Consider the following 18,540-nt stretch of genomic DNA (forward strand, 5'->3'; position numbering starts at 1 on the left):
AAGAACAGGATACGCGCGGAGCTTTCTAGATATGCGCTCTGACGCGGACAACGCTTCAGACGACCGCCACGGGACTGTGGCACGCGCATTGCTCCCCCGTGGCTACCGTTCCCGCAAGTGGAGGGTATTGTGTCAAACACGGCGAATTCCCCGCACGAGCCTGATCGCCCGGAGGACGAGGATCCCGGCGGCCCACCCGCCGAGGTCTCGAAGCCCATCGGCGATGCCATCCCTACTCCGGTCGAACCGGGCCTCGACCAGCCTCTGCCGAAAAAAGGCGAAACTCCCGCACCAGAGCCAGACAAACCCGGCGAGGGAAGCAGCGACACGTTGGGCGATACGGACGCGCCGCCCGGCGTACCCGATCCTGGACCGTCCGGCTTCGCGTAACACGCGCAAACGTCCGTCAAGCGGCGGCGGGCTCGTGCACGATGTTCAGCGTGCTCTTGTGCTCGGCGATGCGCCGATAGACCGTGTCCCCGGGTACGGTCTCATGCTCGAGCAACTGGTCTGAAATGTCGCGCAGTACCGGCTCGTACGCGCGCAGCAAGCCGTAGCAAAGTTCGTTGAGTTCCCTGAGCAGCACGTTCGCATGCTCGATTGCGCTCTTCATTTGCAGGCCCGCGTACTGCGACGGCAGCGCCGCAAGACTGAACAGATCGCCGTCGTTATTGAAGCCGAACTTCGACACCATGTCGAGGCTGATACGCGAGGCCTCCTGCAAGTCCGACGCGGCACCGCTCGACGCTTCGGAGAACATCAGGATCTCCGCGTTGCGTCCGCCGAGCAGCACCTGGATTTCGTTGCGGATTTCCGTCTCGCGGTACAGGTGCTTGTCCTGCGCCTTCGTGATCAGCGCGACGCCAAGCGCGCCGCCACGCGGCAGGATCGTCACTTCCTCGAGCACGCCGGTGCCAAGCAGCGCGGCGACCAGACCGTGACCCGCCTCATGCACCGCGACGCGCTGGCGCTCGTCTTCGGTTAGCGCACGCTCGGCGCCGCTCACGTCGCCGATGCGCGCGATCTTGATCGCTTCCATAAAGTGCTTCGCGGCGATTTCGTTGTCGCCCGCCCTGCGCGCGATCAAACCCGCCTGATTGACGACCATCGCGACCGTCGCGGGCGACAGTCCAGTCGTCAAGCGCGAGAGTTGGTCGTAGTCAATATCCGCCGCTTTCGATTTGAGGCGCTGCGCGTAGAAACGGAAGATCTTCGCGCGGTCTTCGCGATCCGGCAGACGCACCTGCACCGTGCGATCGAAACGGCCGGGGCGGCGCAATGCTTCGTCGAGATTGTCGGGATGGTTGGTCGCAGCCACGACAATCACGCCCTCGTTCGATTCGAAGCCGTCCATCTCCGCGAGCAGCTGGTTGATGATGCGGTTGCTCTCGGCCTCGACCGGGCCAGCGCCGGTGTCCGTCCGTTTCGCGAGACCGTCCGCTTCGTCGATGAAGATGACAGTCGGCGCGTTCTTGCGTGCGAGCTCGAACAGGTGCCGCACCTTCTGGATACCGACGCCGTAGTATTTCGCGCTGAAATAGCTGCCCGTGATCGAAATGAAGTTCGCGCCGCATTCTCCGGCCAGCGCCTGAGCGAGCCGCGTCTTGCCGACGCCGGGCGCGCCGACCATCAAGATGCCGCACGGCGCGCGCACGCCCAGCGAAGAGAACTGCTTCGGATCGGACAGGTAAGCGCGAATGTCGGCGAGCGCGGCCTTGGCTTCGTTTGCGCCGATCACGTCATCGAAGCGCAGCGTCGGTGTTTCGCTGAGCAGCGTCGCGCTGCCTTTCATCTCGCGCCGCATGAACCACGCCATCCCGCCGATCAGCGCGAGCGGCAGCAGCACGCTCAGCGCGTCGTGGAACTGGTCGAACAGTCGGGTCCAGCGCGCGCCGTCGCTGTGGATGTCGACATTGGGCAGCCACACGAGCTGATATGCGGCGGCGTCGGAGCGCTCGCCCAACAGCAGCGCGTGCGAGAAGGTCGCGTTGTGGTCGGTCACGAAGTACTTCGAGCCGTCGCGCAGCGACACAAGAATGGCATTGGGACTCACGCCGATCGCCACGACCTTGGTGTCGTGAATGTCGCGCAGCATCATCGACGCGTCTTTCTCCGCATGCGTCCAGGGGGATGCGTCTTCACGCATCTCGCTCGCAATGCCGCTCAGCGCCGGCGCCTGCTGGACGGCGCGATGCTGAAAACACCAGACGCCCCAACCGACTAGCACCGCGATCAGCCCCGCGACAGCCGCCATAGCAAGTTTGCGGACGCGCTTCTTCTCAAGCGAATTATTCCCCGGTTTCATGAATCATTTCCAGATGTGGACTTAACAAGCCCTTGCTTAATCAACCTGTCTTTCAAAATCACCTTCGTACCCTGAAGGCTGAGTCTGCCGAAAATGGGCGGAGGCGAACGTCGCACGGGACATCGCTTAAGGGACAGTCCAGAAGGACGACGATGTGCGTCCCGGTGAGCCGCGTTCGCCAAAGGCAGTATGCCCGGCATAAGCGTCTGTCAATTCGCGGACAGGCCTGTTTGTACCGTCTATCGGGCGGTCGACACGCTGGAAGGGGGACGCAGGCGAATGCGCGAAAAGGCGTCGCCGCCTTAGCTCCGGGGCACAGTTTATCAGCGTAAAAAGCCGCGCGGGTTTTTTGAACGCGATATCTACCGCACCCTAATTAAATCAGTCAGAATTACTGAAAAATCGGGATTTAGACAGACATAAATGTTTCAGGCAGGAGGGCGGCTGGCATTGGGGCATCAACACGAATGATCGAGCCACAGAGGGCGCCACAGCCAGATAGGCACAGTAATCATCGACGCGGCACCGATCGACGGCGGATTCGCTCCACTCGCGCAAGCGGGTTACAACCCCGAACGAATCCGTGGTGTGCCCTTTCATCTCATGGCGGGCCGGGTGGGCCGACTTGATGGCTGAAACGCGACTAACAGTCTTCTGCCACTTCATCCCCCGACAAGGGCGCGGGAGCGCGGGACCCGTCTTCAGGCAGGCGGCTAGCATGCCTGCCTCGGGTTCCGGAGTCGTCCTGTCTGAGCGGCTTCGACCTCCTGCGACGATTCACGCAGCAGTTTTGCCCGTCCTTTCTGCGCGCGAAGCCACGCTGCCGTCTTGCAGTGCATGGGGGACATTGTGCAGGACTACGAAGATAAAAAGGCAGCGACGCATGAAGTAACGGGGCAGGAAGTTCCGTGCGAAAGCACAGCCCTAATGCCAGTGCTGATTGGCGACGACGGGGCAGCACCTTACATCGAGTTCAGCAAGCGCTGGCGTTGGCCAGCGAGGAGCGAAGCCAGAAGCGCTTCACGACCCCCAAACAGCCGTTGCTACCTGGAAGAGCGGACCTTCGTGCAACGGAGCGCGCGTCCGGCTTGTACCCTTCAAATCGCACATCACCACACAGCTTTTCTTGGGGGCGCCCCGGAGGCTGCAACTTTCCCTGAAATGAAAACCGTCGCTTTAACTCAACTATGCGGGCTTGAGCGAGAAGTCATGCCACACGTAAATGATAGACCGACCTTTGCGTTTGTGAGCGAGCGGGTTCCATGGGCGGGTGATCGTCTCGTACGCGGGCAACCGCGCCTGGCTACCCAGCGACGTCAAGTCTCACAAGCGCAAGCACCGGCTTCAGACCATCGTGGCTGACTGCAGCAGTCACCATTTCATTCTGCGATGCAGCGGAAGAACCTCTACATCAGTCGAGAGAATCGCCCAATAAGGGCTTGACAGGCTTTGTATAGGGCGTCGCAATTTGTCGCTTCGATGTCGCGTTAGCGAAAAACTTCCTCTTTATCGCGCCGTTATTCCGTCCATCGCTCCCACGTTTGCTGCGTTCATCGACGAGGCAATCGTATTTCGTGACCTGAAAGACACATCCGCCGCCGATCGCGTGCCGGTCGTCGGTTCGAGGCAGCCTCATGCTCAAACAGCTTTCAATCCGCGGCGGCCTCGCCGCGACGATCGCCGGCTACACCGTGCTGCTCGTCATGGTCGTCGGGTCGTGCATCGCGGGCCTCTACGTGGGCGATGCGGCGCTTGAATCGATGTACCGCGACGACACCGCATCGCTGCTGCATCTCAAGACGAGCTCGGAGCGCATGCTCGTCGCGCGCGAGCGCTTTGGCGACGTTGCGCAAATCATCGCCGCCGGTCAGCCCGCCAAGCTTGAGATCGCGCAGCTCCACACGTTTCTCAAGCAAAGCAACGACGAACTGGACGCCTACGTGCATCTGCATGATCGCGATGCGCGGGAGCAGGCGCTCTTCGATGCGCTCCAAAATAGCCGCCAGGCCGTGCTTGATCAGGTCTTCTTGAAGGCGCTGTCTCAGCTTGACCACGAAGACGCATTCAATTTCCTCGACACGCAGCGCTCCGCGCGGCCCGCGCTCTTCACCGCGTACCAGGAGGCGATCGAGGCGCTCGAAGGCTTTCAGGTCGACCGCGAGCGGGCCCGCTACGAAGCTGCCGCCACGCGATTCCACAAGATTGTCTGGGCGTTGGGCGCGGTCGCCGCGCTCGCTCTCTTCGTCGGCTTCTTTGCGCAGCGCGCGCTCGCGAAGTCGATTGTCGAACCGATCGACCTCGCCGTCGATCACTTCGAGAAGATCGCCAAGGGCGACCTGACGGGCACCGTCGTGGTTGCTCGCAAGAACGAGATGGCCTATCTGCTGACCGCGTTGAAGCAAATGCAGGCGGGCCTCACCGCAACGGTGCAGCAGGTTCGCGCGAGCGCGGGGACGATCGTCAGCGACGTCAGCGCGATCGCTAGCGGCAACGTCGATCTGTCATCGCGCACCGAGCAGCAGGCCGTGTCGCTGCAGCAGGCCGCGGCGAGCGTCGAGCAGCTGACGGCGGCCGTGCGGCAAAACGCGGACAACGCGCGCGACGCGCGCCGCCATGTGGAGGGCGCCGCCGACATCGCGGCGCGCAGCGGGCAGGCGATGGAGCGCGTCGTCGCGACGATGTCGGCGATTTCCGAGAGCTCCTCACGGATCACGGGCATTGTCGGCGTGATCGAAAGCATCGCGTTCCAGACCAACATCCTCGCGCTGAACGCGGCCGTCGAGGCCGCGCGCGCGGGGGAGCAGGGGCGTGGCTTCGCGGTCGTCGCGACCGAGGTCCGCGGGCTCGCCCAGCGCAGCGCATCGGCGGCGAAGGAGATCAAGGAGCTGATTGGCGCTTCGACGCGCCGCGTCGAGGAGGGCGGCGGCCTCGTCGCGCAGGCGGGCTCGACGATGTCCGAGCTCGTCGACGCCGTCGAGCGCGTCAACGCGATCATGGGCGAGATCAGCATCGCCTCCGACGAGCAGTCGGTCGGCATCGAGCAGGTCAACGTGACCGTGACGAAAATGGAGCAGACGATGCAACAAAACGCGGCGCTCGTGGAGGAGGCGTCGGCCATCGCGCTCTCACTCGAAGAGCAGAGCGTGCGGCTCAACGATGCGGTTGCGCAGTTCCGTCTGCGGGACGAGGGGAGTCTCTGACCGAAAGCGGCGAGCCGCCTGCCAAAGCCGCGCCCGTGGTGAACGGAGGCGCCGAGACGAAGCAGTTTGCGGTGGGCTTCGGGAAGAGCCGCCGCGAGATGGTCTGCGGTCTGGAGCTTCAGGTGCTTGCCGCCGGTATAGATGTCATATGGATTTGCTGAGGGCGACGTATCAGTAAATCTCGACGGTGGATCACATTTCTATGAGCGAGAGCGCCCTCCGCTGAAGATCCAGCAGATAGGACCTCGTTGCGACGCACATGGTCCAGCCGCCGCATCAACTGCGCACGCCGATGCTCCCGGCGATAGTGGTCGACCACGAAGCCGGCTGCGAACAGCAGCACCGCCGACCCCATCACCATGGTTACCCAGTTTTCGTCCATCATCGCCTCGTTCGATCAGAAAAAGAGCGGCGCGTACCGGATCCCAACTGCGTCACCGAACCGCCCGGTCGGTCTGGCAGTCCTGGGTGAGCAGGTTGAAGTTCCAACGGGTCACCGGTATGCGCAGGATTCCTGTCAATGGCAACCCGGCATGGCGTGTCGATGCCGGGTGCCCGGTTACCGCTTCGCGGCTTGCGACTCGCTGGCGCGCCTGGCGGATTTCGTGGCTGCCGCGGAGGCCACTTCGAGGTTGCTTCGCGTCGCCTCGAACGCCTGCTCGCCGGTCTTCTGCAGCGTCTCATATAGCGCATTGGTCGTGGTAATCACCTCATCCAGCGCGGCGACGGCTGCCTCGGAGCCGGCCGGCGCGCTTTTCGCGAGGTCCTGCACCTGCGTCCTTGCCTGCCTGACCGACGCATCCCACTGCGCGTGCGCGGACCGCAACAGATCAGCCTGGGTGGCGGCGATGATTTCGAACATCTGCCACGTCCAGGTCTGCACCTTTTCTGTCGTGGGCGCGGCCAGGCTGTCTTGCTGCGCCAGCCATTCCTGCGGCTCCTTCACGGACAGAGCCTGGCAGGCCTGCCTGAAGGTATGGTCGAGCGTCGCCCGAAGCGCCTGCATGTTCAACTGGGCGAGCCTCTCGACACCTTCGACCATCCGGATGGCCACACCGAAGAACAGATCAACGTTGGCCTTCTGAAGTGCAGCAAACTGTTCCTGCATGATGAAACTCCTGTAGAGGCAACCGGGCGTGAGCGCCGCGCCGTCGACGGCGTGCAGCACCCATCGTGATCACGAAACGGACCGTCGGTGTGCGCTGCACGAGGCAGTCGCAATACTGGCGGGTTGCAGGGGGTAGGTAATGGAGATTGGGAGATTGCGCTCAGCGTCTTTTCGCGACGCTTTGAAGCACGGCATCGCCGTCGCGTGTCAGGCGGGGCAGTGGGCGCCCGGGCGTGAGCTGTTCCATGGCAACCAGATGGCGTTCGAGCAAGGTGTCGAGTTCTTCGCGGTCAAGATCGATCTGGTCAGGCGCGGCCTGGACCAGCATGAGGGTGGCAAATTCATGGGGGCTCAGCATGTCTCTCTCCGGTTTGTCTGGATTATCGCCGCGTTAAAGCAGAAATTACCGCTGCTCGGCGGATGCTATGCCAGCATTCAGTAATTGATTCCAGTCGTTTCAATTCCGGTTTTGCATATTCGGTCTTTTCCAGGACCGAGGTCGAAATGTTAATCGGGATCACTGCGGCCCCGTATGAATATGATGTATGAATCATACGTCTTTGATAGAAGGCCTTAAATCAGCCGCAATTATCCTCCCGTTGCACGAGCGCACCTTGATGCGGCCGTTTTCTGTTCAACGGTGACACCACAACGAAAAGTGACTCTGAAAAACACTGACCATTCGGGACCGAATTGCGCTCCTTTAATCACGCTCCTTTGAGCGGCGTTAAAGCCCCGCCGGCCTCACGAGAGACTGCTTTAGATTAAATCTGGAAGTGCGATTTCCATATCGTCAGTCTTTTGCCGAATTTACCGATCTAAGCCTGTAAAACATTGTGCAATCGCGGTCAAGTTGACCGACAAGCCGCCGGGGTCATAGTTTTACTCTGGGTCGGGAAATCACTTAACCGGTCAGGGCGCGGTGCCTTGTCGAGCGTGCTTTCAGCATTCGAGCACGTAGGTTCCGGGCGCATCGGCCAGGATGGTTCCCGCACCGATCGGCGGCGGCGCAATCTGCCCGCTCGAACGATCGGCAAGCCATCTTTGCCAGCATGGCCACCATGAGTCCTGTTGCGCCGGTGTCGCCTCTAACCACTCGTGGGGGCTCATGTAATGTTCGCCTTTATGCCTCATTCGAAAGCGAAACCGGCGCGCATGGCCGGGCTCCGAAACGATACCTGCGTTGTGGCCGCCCGACGCCAGCACGAAACCGATCTCCGTATCGGTCAACAAGTGGAGCTTGTACACGGAGTGCCAGGGGGAGACGTGATCGCGTTCCGCACCCACGGCAAAAACCGGCATCTTCAGGGCCCCAAGGTGTACTGGTTTTCCATGCACAAAATACCTGCCCTCGGCGAGGTCGTTATGCAGATACAAGTGTGTCAGCGTCTCGAGATGTAGCCGGTATGGCAATCGGGTCGTGTCCGCGCTCCACGCCATCAGGTCCGTGGGTTGAGTACGCGTGCCGAGCAGGTATTCCCGCACGAGGCGCGACCAGATCAGATCGTGTGATCGCAGCATCTGGAACGCCGCGGCCATCTGTTCGCCGTCCAGATAGCCTTGTTCCCACATGAGCGCATCGAGATAGGCCAACCTGCTGGCATCGACGAACAGGCCCAGTTCTCCCGGCTCGCTGAAGTCGGTCTGCGCTGCGAGCAGGGTGATCGTCTTCAGCTCGGCCGCCTCTTTCCGGTGTGCCCGCGCGTGCGCCGCGGCCCCAAGTGCGAGCAGCGTACCGCCCAGGCAGTAGCCCACGCCATGCACAGGGGCGTCCGTGATGCGGCGCACCTGAGCGAGCGCATCGAACAAGCCCATATTGAGGTAGTCATCCAGTCCGAGGTCCCGCGCCTCTCCACGGGGATTGCGCCAGGAAATCATGAAAACCGTATGTCCGTGGTCGACGAGATAGCGCACCAGGGAGTCATGCGGCGAAAGATCGAGAATGTAGTATTTGAGTATCCACGATGGCACGATCAGGACGGGCTCATGCCACACGGTCGGCGTCAGTGGTTCGTACTGGATCAGTTCGATCAGCGCGGAACGATAGACGACCTTGCCGGGCGTGGTTGCAACGTCGCGCCCGAGTTGATGGGGGGCGAACCTGCGGATCGAACTGCCTGGTATGCGGCCCGCGAGCAGATCTTCCTGATCTTCGAGCCAATTGCGCGCGCCCTCGACGAAGTTGCGTCCTCCGGTATTGACGATCGCCCGCAGTACCTGCGGATTGAGCCACCAGCAATTGGCGGGGGACAGCATGTCAGTGCATTGCCGCGCAACGAAGTGCATGACCTGTTCGTTGCGTGGGGAAACGCCGCGAACGCCGGTGGTCGCTTGCCCCCAGAACGACTCTACATGTGCAAACGTATCGCGCAGCGCATTGAAGGGCCAGTGGCTCCAGCCCGCGTCGTCGAAGCGCGGATCGCCGTTGCCAACGTGCTCGAGTGGCTTGCCCATCATGAGCGATTGCCAGTATGCAAGCACGCGAGCCGCGAGCGCGTAATGCTTGCCCGGCGAGCAGGCGAACTGGAGTGCCCAGTCGAGCCACGCCAACCCGAGCGCGGTAGGCGAACCACCAGCCGAGGCGCGTGCGAACGCCGCATAGACCGCTCTGTCGACGCGCGTCAACGCGACATCGAATGACGTTTGCGACCCGTCTTCCCCGGAACCCGGCCCAACGGCCGATGCGGCGGGGAGTGTCGTCGGCACGGGGAGGGCAGGCGATGTTGTCTTGATGGCTTCCATAGTTGCGCGCGCCTCACGTCCCGCAGCATCGTTGCCTGGCGGCTGGCGACGCTTGACCGGTCGCATGCCGCGTTGTCTTTTCAGTCGAGGAAACAGCAGCCAGATCGCTCCTGGCGACCTCCACCGCCTGCTCGTAGCTCTTCTGCATGGTCTCGTTCAACGAGTGCGTCGTCTCAACCGCCGACTTTCGTGCGCTGAAGGTCGCTTCCGGGCCGGCAGGTACATTTTTCGTGATTTGATCGATAAACGTCTGGACCTGCTCCTTGCAGACGTCCACCTGAGTTTGCGCGTAACGATTGAATTCGGCCTGGGTGGAAGTCGCGATATCGAACAGTTGGAGCATATTCGATGCCGCCGTATCTTGAGTCGGCTCGGTCGCCCTGGCTTGGGCCGGGATGGATCGGCCCGGTTCGCTGGAGCGAAGAACACCGAGTGCAGTGTTTTCGGCCTGGGCCAGCATCGAGCGGGCAACTACGAAAGCCAGCTGGGTGAGCCTTTCAGCGGCATTGACCATTGTGACCGCCAGGTTAAAGAGGGCGTCGACACTGGCCATTTGAACTTCGACAATCGGCTGGATCATGACTTGTCCTGTCAGGAAACGATGCCGCTGGTGATGGCGGCACCCAGCGGTTGCCGTTTGCGAACGCGGGCCGGCCGCTCCCTTCGCCCCTCGATGGGATTTTGACAGCAGAATTGTCGATTGGTGTCCGGTTGACCAGGTCAATGATCGCGCACAGTTTGCGAATGACGCAAGAGAACTGTCCCAGGAGGGATAAATCAGACTTGTACATTAACCTGTACGTAGCGGTGCGATTGCCGATATACTTGAGCAACTTACAGTACAAGTTGAGGCGGTCATGCGAACGATACATTTTTCTGATGCTCGCGGGAATCTAAAAACCGTGATCGACCAGGTGGTCGACGACGCGGACGTGACGCTGATCACGCGACGTGACGCGCCGAACGCAGTCATCATGTCGCAAGACTATTACGACAGCCTCATGGAGACAGTTCACCTGCTCCGGTCGCCAGCGAACGCCGCCCACCTTGAACGCTCAATCAGTCAGCTACGGCGGGGTCAGGCAGCGGAACAAACGCTGAATGAGGGCGAGGGTGAATGACGACACGCCGTGTGCTTTTTACGCCCGATGCGTGGGAGGACTACGTCTACTGGCAAGGCCAGGACCGCAAGACCCTCAGGCGAATCAATCAGCTGATCCGCGAGGCACAACGCACATCATTTGAAGGTATCGGAAAGCCTGAGCCGCTGAAGGCGAATCTTTCCGGATTCTGGTCACGTCGTATCGACGACACGAACCGCCTGGTCTACGAGGCGGATGGCTGGCAAATCAGCATCATTTCCTGCCGGTATCATTACCAGGCCTGAGTGCACCTCGCCGCGAGCCCGCTGGCCGGAGATGCGGTCGCCGCCCGTATTTCGATGGGTGCGTCGCATTCGCGAGAATGTCGCTGTTCAAGGAATCTTCAGATTCTGATTTTGCCGATCAGGGGTGACCGCTCAAGCCGGGAAGGCGGGTTACAGCCCGAGCGACGACATCAACGATCCGCCCAACCTCCAGCGTGCTGAAATCGCCTTGACAAAGGACGGTAAGAATCGACGATCTGGACGTCCCCGCTGAGCAGTTGGTCTCTGTAACTGCCTTCACGGATGCGGGGATCGAGGCGCTCAAGGAACTGGTTGCCGAAGAGAGGCAGTCTGGCGGGACTGGGCAGCGCAGGTAGATAGGCGCTGATCAGGATGGGCGCCTCTTGCACCGTGGCACGAATTGGAGCCCTTTGGGCGAATGGGCAAGCCTTTCCCAATTTGTTATGCACCGGCCCATCCACTTTTTCTGTGCGTAACCACCTTCGCAGTAACGTCATGCGATAGGCCCGAAAGGCAATGGAAACAGGGCGCCAGGCTGCACCGCCGAAAAGAGGATAACCAAGGATAACGACGGCCATTGGGAATCCCGCGTCCGCTCGAGCACTACTGCGCTACAACCCCGGCTCGCTGGCCGGGCTCCCGCATTCCGACACGGTCACAATAATCGACAGGAAGGCAGGAGGACGAGGGTGGCGTCATTGCCAATCCCGAATACCAGTCCAACGCCCCCGGCCGTACAGATGTGTGTCAACAATGGAAAGGTGTGCCCGCAACATGCGGACTTGTCATCCTTCGAACTAAAGTCCGCGAGCTTCGTGTCAGTCACTGCAATGCGTTTCTTGATGAGGGTCATGCCCAGCTCTGGGGTGGTCACCGGCGGATAATTGCTGCGTCACCCTGACGCTTACATGAGTCGAAGGACGATCCTCTGGAGCATGGCCGGCAGGTCGCGTCGTGTATCGACCACGAGGTGAATGAAAACGGTGTCGTCCCGCACCTGGTAGATGATTCGGTTCTTGCCGCACAGGGCCTGCCGGAAACGCTCATCGACGAAGCCTTCGAGTTCGGCAGGCATATGGCCACTGTCGGGATACCGGCGAATCTGCGTGATGGTTTCCTGAATCTGCGCCGATGTCTGACGCCAGGTCTCCCATCCGAAGGTGCGGACAAGGTAACTTCTCAGTTCGTCGATGCCGATCCGCGCGGTCGGCAGGACGCGGTACTTCAGCAGCGGGGCCGGCATCAGCGAAGTTTTTCCTGGCGGTCGAGTTCGTTGAGCTCCGCGAAGAAGTCGTCGCCGTCGACGTGGTCATCGCGCTCGATCTGTTTCTGGCCGATGGCCAGGATCTTCAGCAGCGCAATGGTCTGCTGGGTCGCTTCGTAGGTTCGCACGTCCTGGACCACGAGTTTCGCCTCGCCGTTCTGCGTGATGATGAGCGGCTCTCCCGAGTCGGTTAGGTCCTTGACGATCTGGGCGGCTTCGCTTTTGAGGTAGCTGATTGGCTTGACGTAATTGGCGAGGTGCATGGGGCGCTCCGTTGGGGTCAGACAGGACTGAATATAGACCGTTAACGGTCAGATCGCAACACTCAAGTTCGCGTTCCCCGACATGCGCGGTTTCTCGCCACGCAACCTGAAATACATGCGCGCGCTTGCGCAAGCATGGCCGGATCCGGAATTTGTGCAGCAGCCTGCTGCACAATTCCGTGGTTCCACCTTTGCACCTTGCTCGACAAGGTCAAAGGTACCGCGCATCGCAACCGGTATGCTGCCAAGGTGCTCGAACACGGCTGGTCGCGCAGCGTGCTGGCCATGCAGATCGAGACGGCCGCGCACGCGCGCGCTGGCAATGCGGTCACCAATTTGCGGAGCGGTTGCCGCCACCGCAATCCGATCTCGCGCGCGACGTGCTCAAGGATCCGTATATCTTCGACTTCCTCGGGCTTGACCGAGAACGCCCAGGAGCGCGACATCGAGCGTGCGCTCACCCAGCACATCACGCGCTTCCTCCTGGAACTGGGCGCCGGCTTCGCGTTCGTGGGCGCCAGTACCGGCTGGAGGTGGGCGGCGACGAGTTTTTTGTCGATCTGCTTTTCTACCATCTCAAGCTGCGTTGCTATATCGTCGTCGAACTGAAAACGACGCCGTTCAAGCCCGAATATGCGGGCCAGCTGAACTTCTACCTGTCCGCAATCGATGCGCAGGTCAAGGCGCCTGAGGACCAGCCGACCATCGGCCTGCTGCTGTGCAAGGAAAAGAACCGGCTCGTGGCGGAATATGCGCTGCGCGGCGTGGCCAAGCCAATGGGCGTCGCTGAGTATCAACTGATGCGCGAGGTGCCGCCCTCGCTGGAGACTGGGCTGCCGACCATCGATCAGATCGAGGCCGAACTGCGTCCTGACCTGCCGGACGGCACCGTGTAAACATCGCCGGGCGACGCGCGCGCCGCTTTCACCGGCAGGTACTAGCGTCGGTGACCGCCACATAGACCTGGCGACGCTCATCCTCGTCCGGTATCGGGCTGCCGTCGGCACCGCGCAGGCGGAAATCATTGCCCACCTTGACCCGCTTCCATCCTGGACGCGAGAGATAAAGCTTTTGTGTGCGAGTCCGACTCTGTATTTTCAGCCAGCTTGGATCTTCCGCCGCGCGTCCTATACTAGAGATGAGCCGCGCGGAAGCCGGCCCTGAAGCAGTAACGGACGGGAAACCGTTCAGTGGGGCGCGGTAGCGGGGCCACGGAAACGCCTGCGTGAACAACGTGGGCGTTTTCTTTGGCGGTTCCCGGCAGCGTGGCGCAGCGGGCGAGCGACAAACGCGGCGTCCGTTCGACCGTGCCAACCCGATCAGCCCGATGCAGGGCCCCCGCAACAATTTTCACCGTGACGGGCCGGCGCGTTCTAGGGCCGAAGATTGAAAAGCCGCAGCAGCTCGTCGCGCAACGCCGAGATATCGAGGACATGCTGTGCCCGGGTCACGGCCACATAAAGGAGCCGGAGTTCATCGTCGTCCGGCATCGGGCCGCCATCGGCACCGCGCAGGCGGAAATCGCTGGCCACCCTGACCCGCTTCCATTCGAGTCCCTTGGCACGGTGGACGGTTGAGATCACATAGACAGCCGCGTCTTCCGTCGCCGAGCGCTGCGCCAGCGCCCGCAGATAGCCGGTACCCAGCTCGTCGACGATCCGCACGACCGGCAGCAGGTCCTGACCAAATGCGCTGCGCGCGAACGCCTGTGCGTCGCTCCAGGTCTCGAACAGCGAAAACGCCGCCGGGCGGAACGCGCGCTGGCCGGCCAGCAGCCGGTCTGCGCCGTCAGCGTAGGCGAGGATCTCGGCCGGACTCATCCGGATCGCCGGTCGATGTCCCGCCTCGCGTCCTGCAGCGAACTGCCAGATCGCCGTGACGTTCTTCCGGCACAGGATCGCGTCGACCGGCGGTGCCAGCGCGGAATCTTCCACCATGATCGAGCCGATGGCTTCCTGTCCCCGGATGGACGTGCGCTCACCGAGCAGTGCAAGCAGGCGGCTGGCGAGCGCCGCGAACGTGGCGCCACAGCGGAACGATTCCGTAAGCGCGCACTCGGGCGCGTCGATCTGCGCCATCGCATTGACCGCGCCCCGCCGTTCGTAGATCTGCTTGGTAAGGGTCGCCCACGTAGATGATCTGCGCGTGGCGCTGCTGGCCAAGGACCGAAAGCATCACCCCGTCACTGTCCTGCACCTCGTCGAAAAGTAGGTAGTCGGCTTCGATGCGTGGCTCCGAGAGCGCCCAGAGTTTCAGGAGCACATCCGGCGAAATGGCGCCCACGGCGCGCGCTGCCGCACCCTCTTCCCACAGGTGTCCGATGTAAGGCAGCAGATACGTGCGCAGTTGCGCGGCCACCGCTTCGTCGATCTTTTCATCGACAACAATATGCCGGGTTGCCGGCTGGATATCCGCGGACCGGCAGAACCTGTCCCGCCCGTCGGCAATCATCCGCCCGATCTCGAAAGGCGCAAGCTCGACGGCCTTGCCCGTCACCGTGCGCACTTCCAGCGGGCCAAGCCCGTAACGCGCCGCCAGTTCATGCGGCGGCTCGCCCTGAAGGCTCACCCGGCTTCTCAGCGAAGGACTCACGCTGGCCCACGCCAGCGAATGCATCGTCCGCGAGTCGACGTGAGGCGAGAAACGCCGGGCTGCATTTGCCGCGATTTCCCGGTTGAACGCGAGGTACATGCGTGACGCAACCAGACCCATCGAAATGGCGCGCCGGCCACACAACTGTTGACAAGGAACGAGGTATCGCGACGGCACTCCGAATTGCGCGTCTTGAGATCCAAGTCGTGGCACATGCGCCATTATCGATAGCACAATTCCCGAGAAGGCTTGCCCCGCCAAGATTTGCCGGCGACAGCACCGGCCGCTGTCCTCCTCTCTTCTGCCTTGGCCGCGGCACATTCGCCCATTCGCCGTTAACGATGGCACATTCAGGGCCCAGGCCGCCTTCGAAGACGGCCCCTGGCGATGGCACAATTCAACTGGAGTCCTGCTCGGCAAGGGTTTGCGGACAGAGCCGGCCATATTCCTCCTCTTTCCTACTCTTGGCCGCGGCACATTCGCCATTGACGATGGCACATTCAGGGTCCCGGACCGGCGGCGAAGGCGGCCTCGCGATGGCGCAATTCAACCGGAGCCCTGCCCGGCAAGGGTTTGCAGGCGACAGAGCCGGCCATTTTCTTCCTCTTCCTACCGGCATATTCGCCATTGACGATGGCACATTCAGGGTCCCGGACCGGCGGCGAAGGCGGCCCCTGGCGATGGCACAATTCAACCGGAGCCTTGCCCGGCAAGGGTTTGCGGGCGACAGAGCCGGCCGTTTTCCTCCTCTTTTCTACACCTGGCCGCAGCACAATCGCCATTAAAGATGGCACATTCAGGGTCCCGGACCGCCTTCAAAGGCGGCCCCTGGCGATGGCACAATTCAACCGGAGCCTTGCCCCGCAAGGTTTTGCGGGCGACAGAGCCGGCCGTTTTTCTCCTCTTTTCTACCCCTGGCCGCGGCACATTCGCCATTAACGATGGCACATTCAGCGTTCTGGGCTGACTTCGAAGGGACCCCTTACGATGCCGCAACCCCAAAGACCCTAGAGGGTTTTGGGCGATCGGCTTGCAGGGGAACTGCGCCGATGCGGGGTGCATGGTGAGCGTCGCCCCGACCCGTTGGCTCGCGAGTTGAAGAAGTGCGACTCGTCATAAGCGAAGCGGTGATATATGCAATCAACGCATTACAAGAGGAATACTAATGAAATGGTGACCGCGTAATGTGAGCGTCCGCCAGCGACATGCCAACTGCCGGGCACCCGTCACCGGGTGCGATTTTTAACATTACCGGGCCAACTGTCAAACCTCCGTCCGCCATCTTCGGAGGTGTTCGTCCGACCGAGAAACGCGACTAACGGTCTGCCGTGGTTTCGCCCCCAAACACAGCGGTGGGCGCCAAACCCCGTCTTCAGGCATCCGCGCCCGCGGCACGGCCGGCGCAGCCGACGTCGTATCCCTCCGGCGCCTTGACGCCCCGCGGCGGGGCGAGCGTCGCGAGTGTCTACCACTGGCGCCTGTACCCTCCGCCGGCTCCAGTCCCACAATCCCACCGGGGACTTGCCACCGGCGGGGACCGCATCGGAAACGTTGGCAAGCCGGGGCGCCGACGTACGACGTCAGCCTCGCTGATCTGGTGGAGGGGAGCCACATATTGCAGATATAGATCGTCATCCTTAGTAATCCGGGCGTGGGATCGGCCACATTTTTTTGTCTTTACCCGTGTTGCCCACAAGGCAAGACGGCGTTATCGATCGGGCTTCACTCTTTTTGCCGCCGTCCGCAGAGACGGGAGCCGGCAGATGACTGATGACAATTCAAGCCAAAGACGATTGACGACCCCCAGCAGGATTTGCAAGGGCGGACCTTCGCCGGCCGGCTCAGCCGTGAGCCCGTGAAGTGAGGGTGTCAGATGGAGGATCTCGTCGGGCTTTACGGCGCGTCAAAAGCCAGAAGATATACGCGGTCGAAGCTCCGGCAATCCACACGGGGAGAACGGAAATTGTCCATTCCGTCTGCCAGAAGGGAAGAGTCAGCGCTGGCAGTGAACTCGCAACCAATAGATAGATGATTCGGTACCGGTTCACCCGCTGAAGAATGACTGCCAGCGGCAGCCCGTAAAGCCACGTGAAGAAATAACCAACGGCCGTGCTGTTGATCGAGACGCCGATGAGTGACTGAAGCGGCGGCAGGCCCCACACCGAAGGATAAAACCACTCATGCAGCAGGAAGAACAGCCATCCGCTCGTGAACGGAATAATCAGTGGGGCGACAGCTGCAGCAACAAGATGGGCTAGAACATTCCTCACGATCTTCGCCCGGTGATGTCCGATAATCTGTCTGCTCATGCCCGCTACCCCCCTTTGGCCAGTGCGCCCTACGTGCGGCTTGGCAATCATGCAGAGCCGCCGCCCGTGAGTCGGGCCACGACAAGGACCACTTCCGAAGGACAGCCGCCGCTCGCACCGTCGGCCGGCGTCGCGAAGGCGAGATCGTTGCGCTCTCAAGCGAATTCGGTGGCGTGGTCGAGAGGCGCTCGCTGAATAATCAATGCCCGCGCGTGTTGTCTGGTCCCGGCAAAAGCGAATCGGCGACGGCAGCCGGCACGGCATTGAGGTCGAATCGGAGGCGATACTCGAAGAGCGAGACGTTCGGCACCGCGATGATCGCCTCGCGCAATCTCGCGTTGATCGAGCGCGCAACGATCACGCCGGTGACGGACTTTTGGCGTGCGAGGTTGAGCGACACCCAGCCCATGTAATTTGTAAGCTGCCCAATCGCCTTGTCGGGCGCTTCGCCACGTTTCAGCTCGAAGACGACAAAATTACCGTCCTCGTCAACCGCGAGAATGTCGATGCGGCGGCCGCTTCCCGTCGGATATTCCAGACCCGACGACGTATCGTCGGTATAGAGGCGCAGCCGCTTTCCGTTGACCCGGATGGCACTCAGGTTGCTCGCGATGAACTCCTGGAGCTGGCGTTCAAGGTGGAAGACCGTCTCAGCCATTAACTCCAAGTCCTCGTCGGTCGCGGTGGCCGCGTCGGCGTCCGTTGTCGTTTCGCCGACCAGCTCAGTCGGCTGGCCCGCTTCGCAATTCACTCCGGCGAGCGCTCCGCTCGAAGATGGCCGCACGCGCACCTTGGACTTCGTTGTGGCATCAGGATCAATATAGATTTCCCAGACCCCGTGAAGGTCGGGAATATACCGCTCATACGTCACCTGATCGCTTCCGTGCACTTTGCGCTTGTAAAGAAGATCGTAGCGGTGGCCGCTGTCAGTTCGCCTTGGCACAACGTTAGGCTGGTAATGGCCCCGCGCAAGGTGGTTGACGGTGATCGCCCCCAAGTCCGGCGCGACGTTGGAAACCTTGTAGTCCGGGAATTCCTGCAGGATGAGTTCTGTGACTTCTCTGGCCGTCGCGGGTCTGCCAAGCTTGCAGACCGCATCGTAGGCCAGTTGCCATCCTGTCTTACGCTCCGACTGACCCGGGTCTTCGCCCGTTACAACCTCATCGTTACCGGTTGCCATCGCCGTTCTCCTTTGCTATGCCAGCGAATCCGTGTTGCGACAATGGCGGCCAGCAACGGTACGCGAGAGACTGGTAACTGGGCCGATGCCGACAACGGAATGTCTGTCGTGGACCCAGGGTGGACCACGCGACGTGGCCGTACTGCGTTCCACGGCCGATCTGCGACGCCGTCCACGGCCATGGAAATCT

17 protein-coding genes and 1 pseudogene are annotated in these 18,540 nt (G+C 61.6%); 6 read left to right on the forward strand and 12 right to left on the reverse strand.

Annotated elements, in window-relative coordinates; all coding sequences use genetic code 11:
- Positions 1-129 precede the first annotated feature (129 nt).
- Entirely contained in the window at positions 130-390 is a 261-nt protein-coding gene (locus tag BMI01S_RS42935; protein ID WP_081723400.1) for a hypothetical protein, read from the forward strand.
- A gap of 16 nt (positions 391-406) precedes the next feature.
- Here the strand turns inward: BMI01S_RS42935 and BMI01S_RS12855 are convergent, their stop codons facing one another.
- Complete coding sequence (locus BMI01S_RS12855; RefSeq protein WP_028230852.1) at positions 407-2,305, reverse strand: AAA family ATPase; 1,899 nt, start codon at positions 2,303-2,305, stop codon at positions 407-409.
- Positions 2,306-3,939: 1,634 nt separating this feature from the next.
- Here BMI01S_RS12855 and BMI01S_RS12860 point away from each other — a divergent pair.
- The gene (locus BMI01S_RS12860) at positions 3,940-5,505 is read left to right on the forward strand and encodes a methyl-accepting chemotaxis protein (RefSeq protein WP_028230853.1); all 1,566 of its coding nucleotides are present in this window, start codon (positions 3,940-3,942) and stop codon (positions 5,503-5,505) included.
- A 118-nt stretch (positions 5,506-5,623) separates the two neighbouring features.
- Here the strand turns inward: BMI01S_RS12860 and BMI01S_RS12865 are convergent, their stop codons facing one another.
- The 5 genes from BMI01S_RS12865 to BMI01S_RS38095 all read right to left on the reverse strand — a co-directional run bounded on the left by BMI01S_RS12865 (position 5,624) and on the right by BMI01S_RS38095 (position 9,935).
- Positions 5,624-5,890, reverse strand: a complete 267-nt coding sequence (locus BMI01S_RS12865) for a hypothetical protein (protein ID WP_036044865.1) — start codon at positions 5,888-5,890, stop codon at positions 5,624-5,626.
- 174 nt (positions 5,891-6,064) lie between these two features.
- On the reverse strand, positions 6,065-6,613 hold the full coding sequence (gene phaP, locus BMI01S_RS12870; protein WP_028230854.1) for a TIGR01841 family phasin: 549 nt from the start codon (positions 6,611-6,613) through the stop codon (positions 6,065-6,067).
- A 160-nt stretch (positions 6,614-6,773) separates the two neighbouring features.
- A complete protein-coding gene (locus BMI01S_RS42940) occupies positions 6,774-6,971 on the reverse strand; it encodes a hypothetical protein (protein WP_081716238.1) in 198 nt (65 codons plus the stop codon).
- A gap of 584 nt (positions 6,972-7,555) precedes the next feature.
- Positions 7,556-9,355: a PHA/PHB synthase family protein gene (locus BMI01S_RS12880; RefSeq protein ID WP_028230856.1), complete on the reverse strand. Its 1,800-nt coding sequence runs from the start codon at positions 9,353-9,355 to the stop codon at positions 7,556-7,558.
- A 13-nt stretch (positions 9,356-9,368) separates the two neighbouring features.
- A complete protein-coding gene (locus BMI01S_RS38095; protein WP_051381405.1) occupies positions 9,369-9,935 on the reverse strand; it encodes a phasin family protein in 567 nt (188 codons plus the stop codon).
- A 277-nt stretch (positions 9,936-10,212) separates the two neighbouring features.
- On the opposite strand from BMI01S_RS38095, the gene BMI01S_RS12890 reads away from it, so the two are divergent.
- Both BMI01S_RS12890 and BMI01S_RS12895 read left to right on the forward strand, forming a co-directional pair.
- Positions 10,213-10,476, forward strand: coding sequence for a type II toxin-antitoxin system Phd/YefM family antitoxin (locus tag BMI01S_RS12890; protein WP_028214893.1), 264 nt, complete (start codon positions 10,213-10,215; stop codon positions 10,474-10,476).
- The gene (locus BMI01S_RS12895) at positions 10,473-10,742 is read left to right on the forward strand and encodes a Txe/YoeB family addiction module toxin (RefSeq protein WP_028230857.1); all 270 of its coding nucleotides are present in this window, start codon (positions 10,473-10,475) and stop codon (positions 10,740-10,742) included. The genes BMI01S_RS12890 and BMI01S_RS12895 overlap by 4 nt, the downstream gene beginning before the upstream one ends.
- A 904-nt stretch (positions 10,743-11,646) precedes the next feature.
- On the opposite strand, the gene BMI01S_RS38940 is transcribed toward BMI01S_RS12895, so the two are convergent.
- Both BMI01S_RS38940 and BMI01S_RS12905 read right to left on the reverse strand, forming a co-directional pair.
- On the reverse strand, positions 11,647-11,985 hold the full coding sequence (locus tag BMI01S_RS38940; RefSeq protein ID WP_028214895.1) for a type II toxin-antitoxin system RelE/ParE family toxin: 339 nt from the start codon (positions 11,983-11,985) through the stop codon (positions 11,647-11,649).
- Positions 11,985-12,269, reverse strand: coding sequence for a type II toxin-antitoxin system Phd/YefM family antitoxin (locus BMI01S_RS12905; protein ID WP_028214896.1), 285 nt, complete (start codon positions 12,267-12,269; stop codon positions 11,985-11,987). Before BMI01S_RS12905 ends, BMI01S_RS38940 begins: the two co-directional genes overlap by 1 nt.
- Before the next feature lie 135 nt (positions 12,270-12,404).
- On the opposite strand from BMI01S_RS12905, the pseudogene BMI01S_RS42945 reads away from it, so the two are divergent.
- Positions 12,405-12,740 (forward strand): annotated as a pseudogene (locus BMI01S_RS42945) (DUF1016 N-terminal domain-containing protein); the annotation flags it as partial.
- Positions 12,650-13,165 carry a PDDEXK nuclease domain-containing protein gene (locus tag BMI01S_RS42950; RefSeq protein ID WP_238328123.1) on the forward strand — a complete coding sequence of 172 codons (516 nt, stop codon included), beginning with the start codon at positions 12,650-12,652 and terminating at the stop codon, positions 13,163-13,165. The pseudogene BMI01S_RS42945 and the gene BMI01S_RS42950, both read left to right, overlap by 91 nt.
- A 477-nt stretch (positions 13,166-13,642) precedes the next feature.
- Here BMI01S_RS42950 and BMI01S_RS42955 read toward each other — a convergent pair whose 3' ends face one another.
- The 4 genes from BMI01S_RS42955 to BMI01S_RS42965 form a co-directional block, all read right to left on the reverse strand.
- Positions 13,643-14,347, reverse strand: a complete 705-nt coding sequence (locus BMI01S_RS42955; RefSeq protein ID WP_244145327.1) for an ATP-binding domain-containing protein — start codon at positions 14,345-14,347, stop codon at positions 13,643-13,645.
- On the reverse strand, positions 14,247-14,885 hold the full coding sequence (locus tag BMI01S_RS42960) for a hypothetical protein (RefSeq protein ID WP_244884650.1): 639 nt from the start codon (positions 14,883-14,885) through the stop codon (positions 14,247-14,249). The genes BMI01S_RS42955 and BMI01S_RS42960 overlap by 101 nt, the downstream gene beginning before the upstream one ends.
- Before the next feature lie 1,817 nt (positions 14,886-16,702).
- Complete coding sequence (locus BMI01S_RS12920; protein ID WP_154671230.1) at positions 16,703-17,170, reverse strand: hypothetical protein; 468 nt, start codon at positions 17,168-17,170, stop codon at positions 16,703-16,705.
- A gap of 199 nt (positions 17,171-17,369) precedes the next feature.
- Positions 17,370-18,350, reverse strand: a complete 981-nt coding sequence (locus BMI01S_RS42965; RefSeq protein ID WP_081901408.1) for an endonuclease NucS domain-containing protein — start codon at positions 18,348-18,350, stop codon at positions 17,370-17,372.
- Positions 18,351-18,540 lie beyond the last annotated feature (190 nt).

Origin of the sequence: Paraburkholderia mimosarum LMG 23256 = NBRC 106338, from assembly GCF_000739815.1 — a bacterium.
Lineage (GTDB): Bacteria > Pseudomonadota > Gammaproteobacteria > Burkholderiales > Burkholderiaceae > Paraburkholderia > Paraburkholderia mimosarum.

What these genes read in the sequence shown, in the direction of transcription:
- BMI01S_RS12855 (WP_028230852.1), bottom strand. Translation starts at nt 2,305, where the DNA reads ATGAAACCGGGGAATAATTCGCTTGAGAAGAAGCGCGTCCGCAAACTT.
- BMI01S_RS12860 (WP_028230853.1), top strand. Translation starts at nt 3,940, where the DNA reads ATGCTCAAACAGCTTTCAATCCGCGGCGGCCTCGCCGCGACGATCGCC.
- BMI01S_RS12865 (WP_036044865.1), bottom strand. Translation starts at nt 5,890, where the DNA reads ATGATGGACGAAAACTGGGTAACCATGGTGATGGGGTCGGCGGTGCTG.
- phaP (WP_028230854.1), bottom strand. Translation starts at nt 6,613, where the DNA reads ATGCAGGAACAGTTTGCTGCACTTCAGAAGGCCAACGTTGATCTGTTC.
- BMI01S_RS42940 (WP_081716238.1), bottom strand. Translation starts at nt 6,971, where the DNA reads ATGCTGAGCCCCCATGAATTTGCCACCCTCATGCTGGTCCAGGCCGCG.
- BMI01S_RS12880 (WP_028230856.1), bottom strand. Translation starts at nt 9,355, where the DNA reads ATGGAAGCCATCAAGACAACATCGCCTGCCCTCCCCGTGCCGACGACA.
- BMI01S_RS38095 (WP_051381405.1), bottom strand. Translation starts at nt 9,935, where the DNA reads ATGATCCAGCCGATTGTCGAAGTTCAAATGGCCAGTGTCGACGCCCTC.
- BMI01S_RS12890 (WP_028214893.1), top strand. Translation starts at nt 10,213, where the DNA reads ATGCGAACGATACATTTTTCTGATGCTCGCGGGAATCTAAAAACCGTG.
- BMI01S_RS12895 (WP_028230857.1), top strand. Translation starts at nt 10,473, where the DNA reads ATGACGACACGCCGTGTGCTTTTTACGCCCGATGCGTGGGAGGACTAC.
- BMI01S_RS38940 (WP_028214895.1), bottom strand. Translation starts at nt 11,985, where the DNA reads ATGCCGGCCCCGCTGCTGAAGTACCGCGTCCTGCCGACCGCGCGGATC.
- BMI01S_RS12905 (WP_028214896.1), bottom strand. Translation starts at nt 12,269, where the DNA reads ATGCACCTCGCCAATTACGTCAAGCCAATCAGCTACCTCAAAAGCGAA.
- BMI01S_RS42955 (WP_244145327.1), bottom strand. Translation starts at nt 14,347, where the DNA reads ATGGCGCAGATCGACGCGCCCGAGTGCGCGCTTACGGAATCGTTCCGC.
- BMI01S_RS42960 (WP_244884650.1), bottom strand. Translation starts at nt 14,885, where the DNA reads ATGCATTCGCTGGCGTGGGCCAGCGTGAGTCCTTCGCTGAGAAGCCGG.
- BMI01S_RS12920 (WP_154671230.1), bottom strand. Translation starts at nt 17,170, where the DNA reads ATGAGCAGACAGATTATCGGACATCACCGGGCGAAGATCGTGAGGAAT.
- BMI01S_RS42965 (WP_081901408.1), bottom strand. Translation starts at nt 18,350, where the DNA reads ATGGCAACCGGTAACGATGAGGTTGTAACGGGCGAAGACCCGGGTCAG.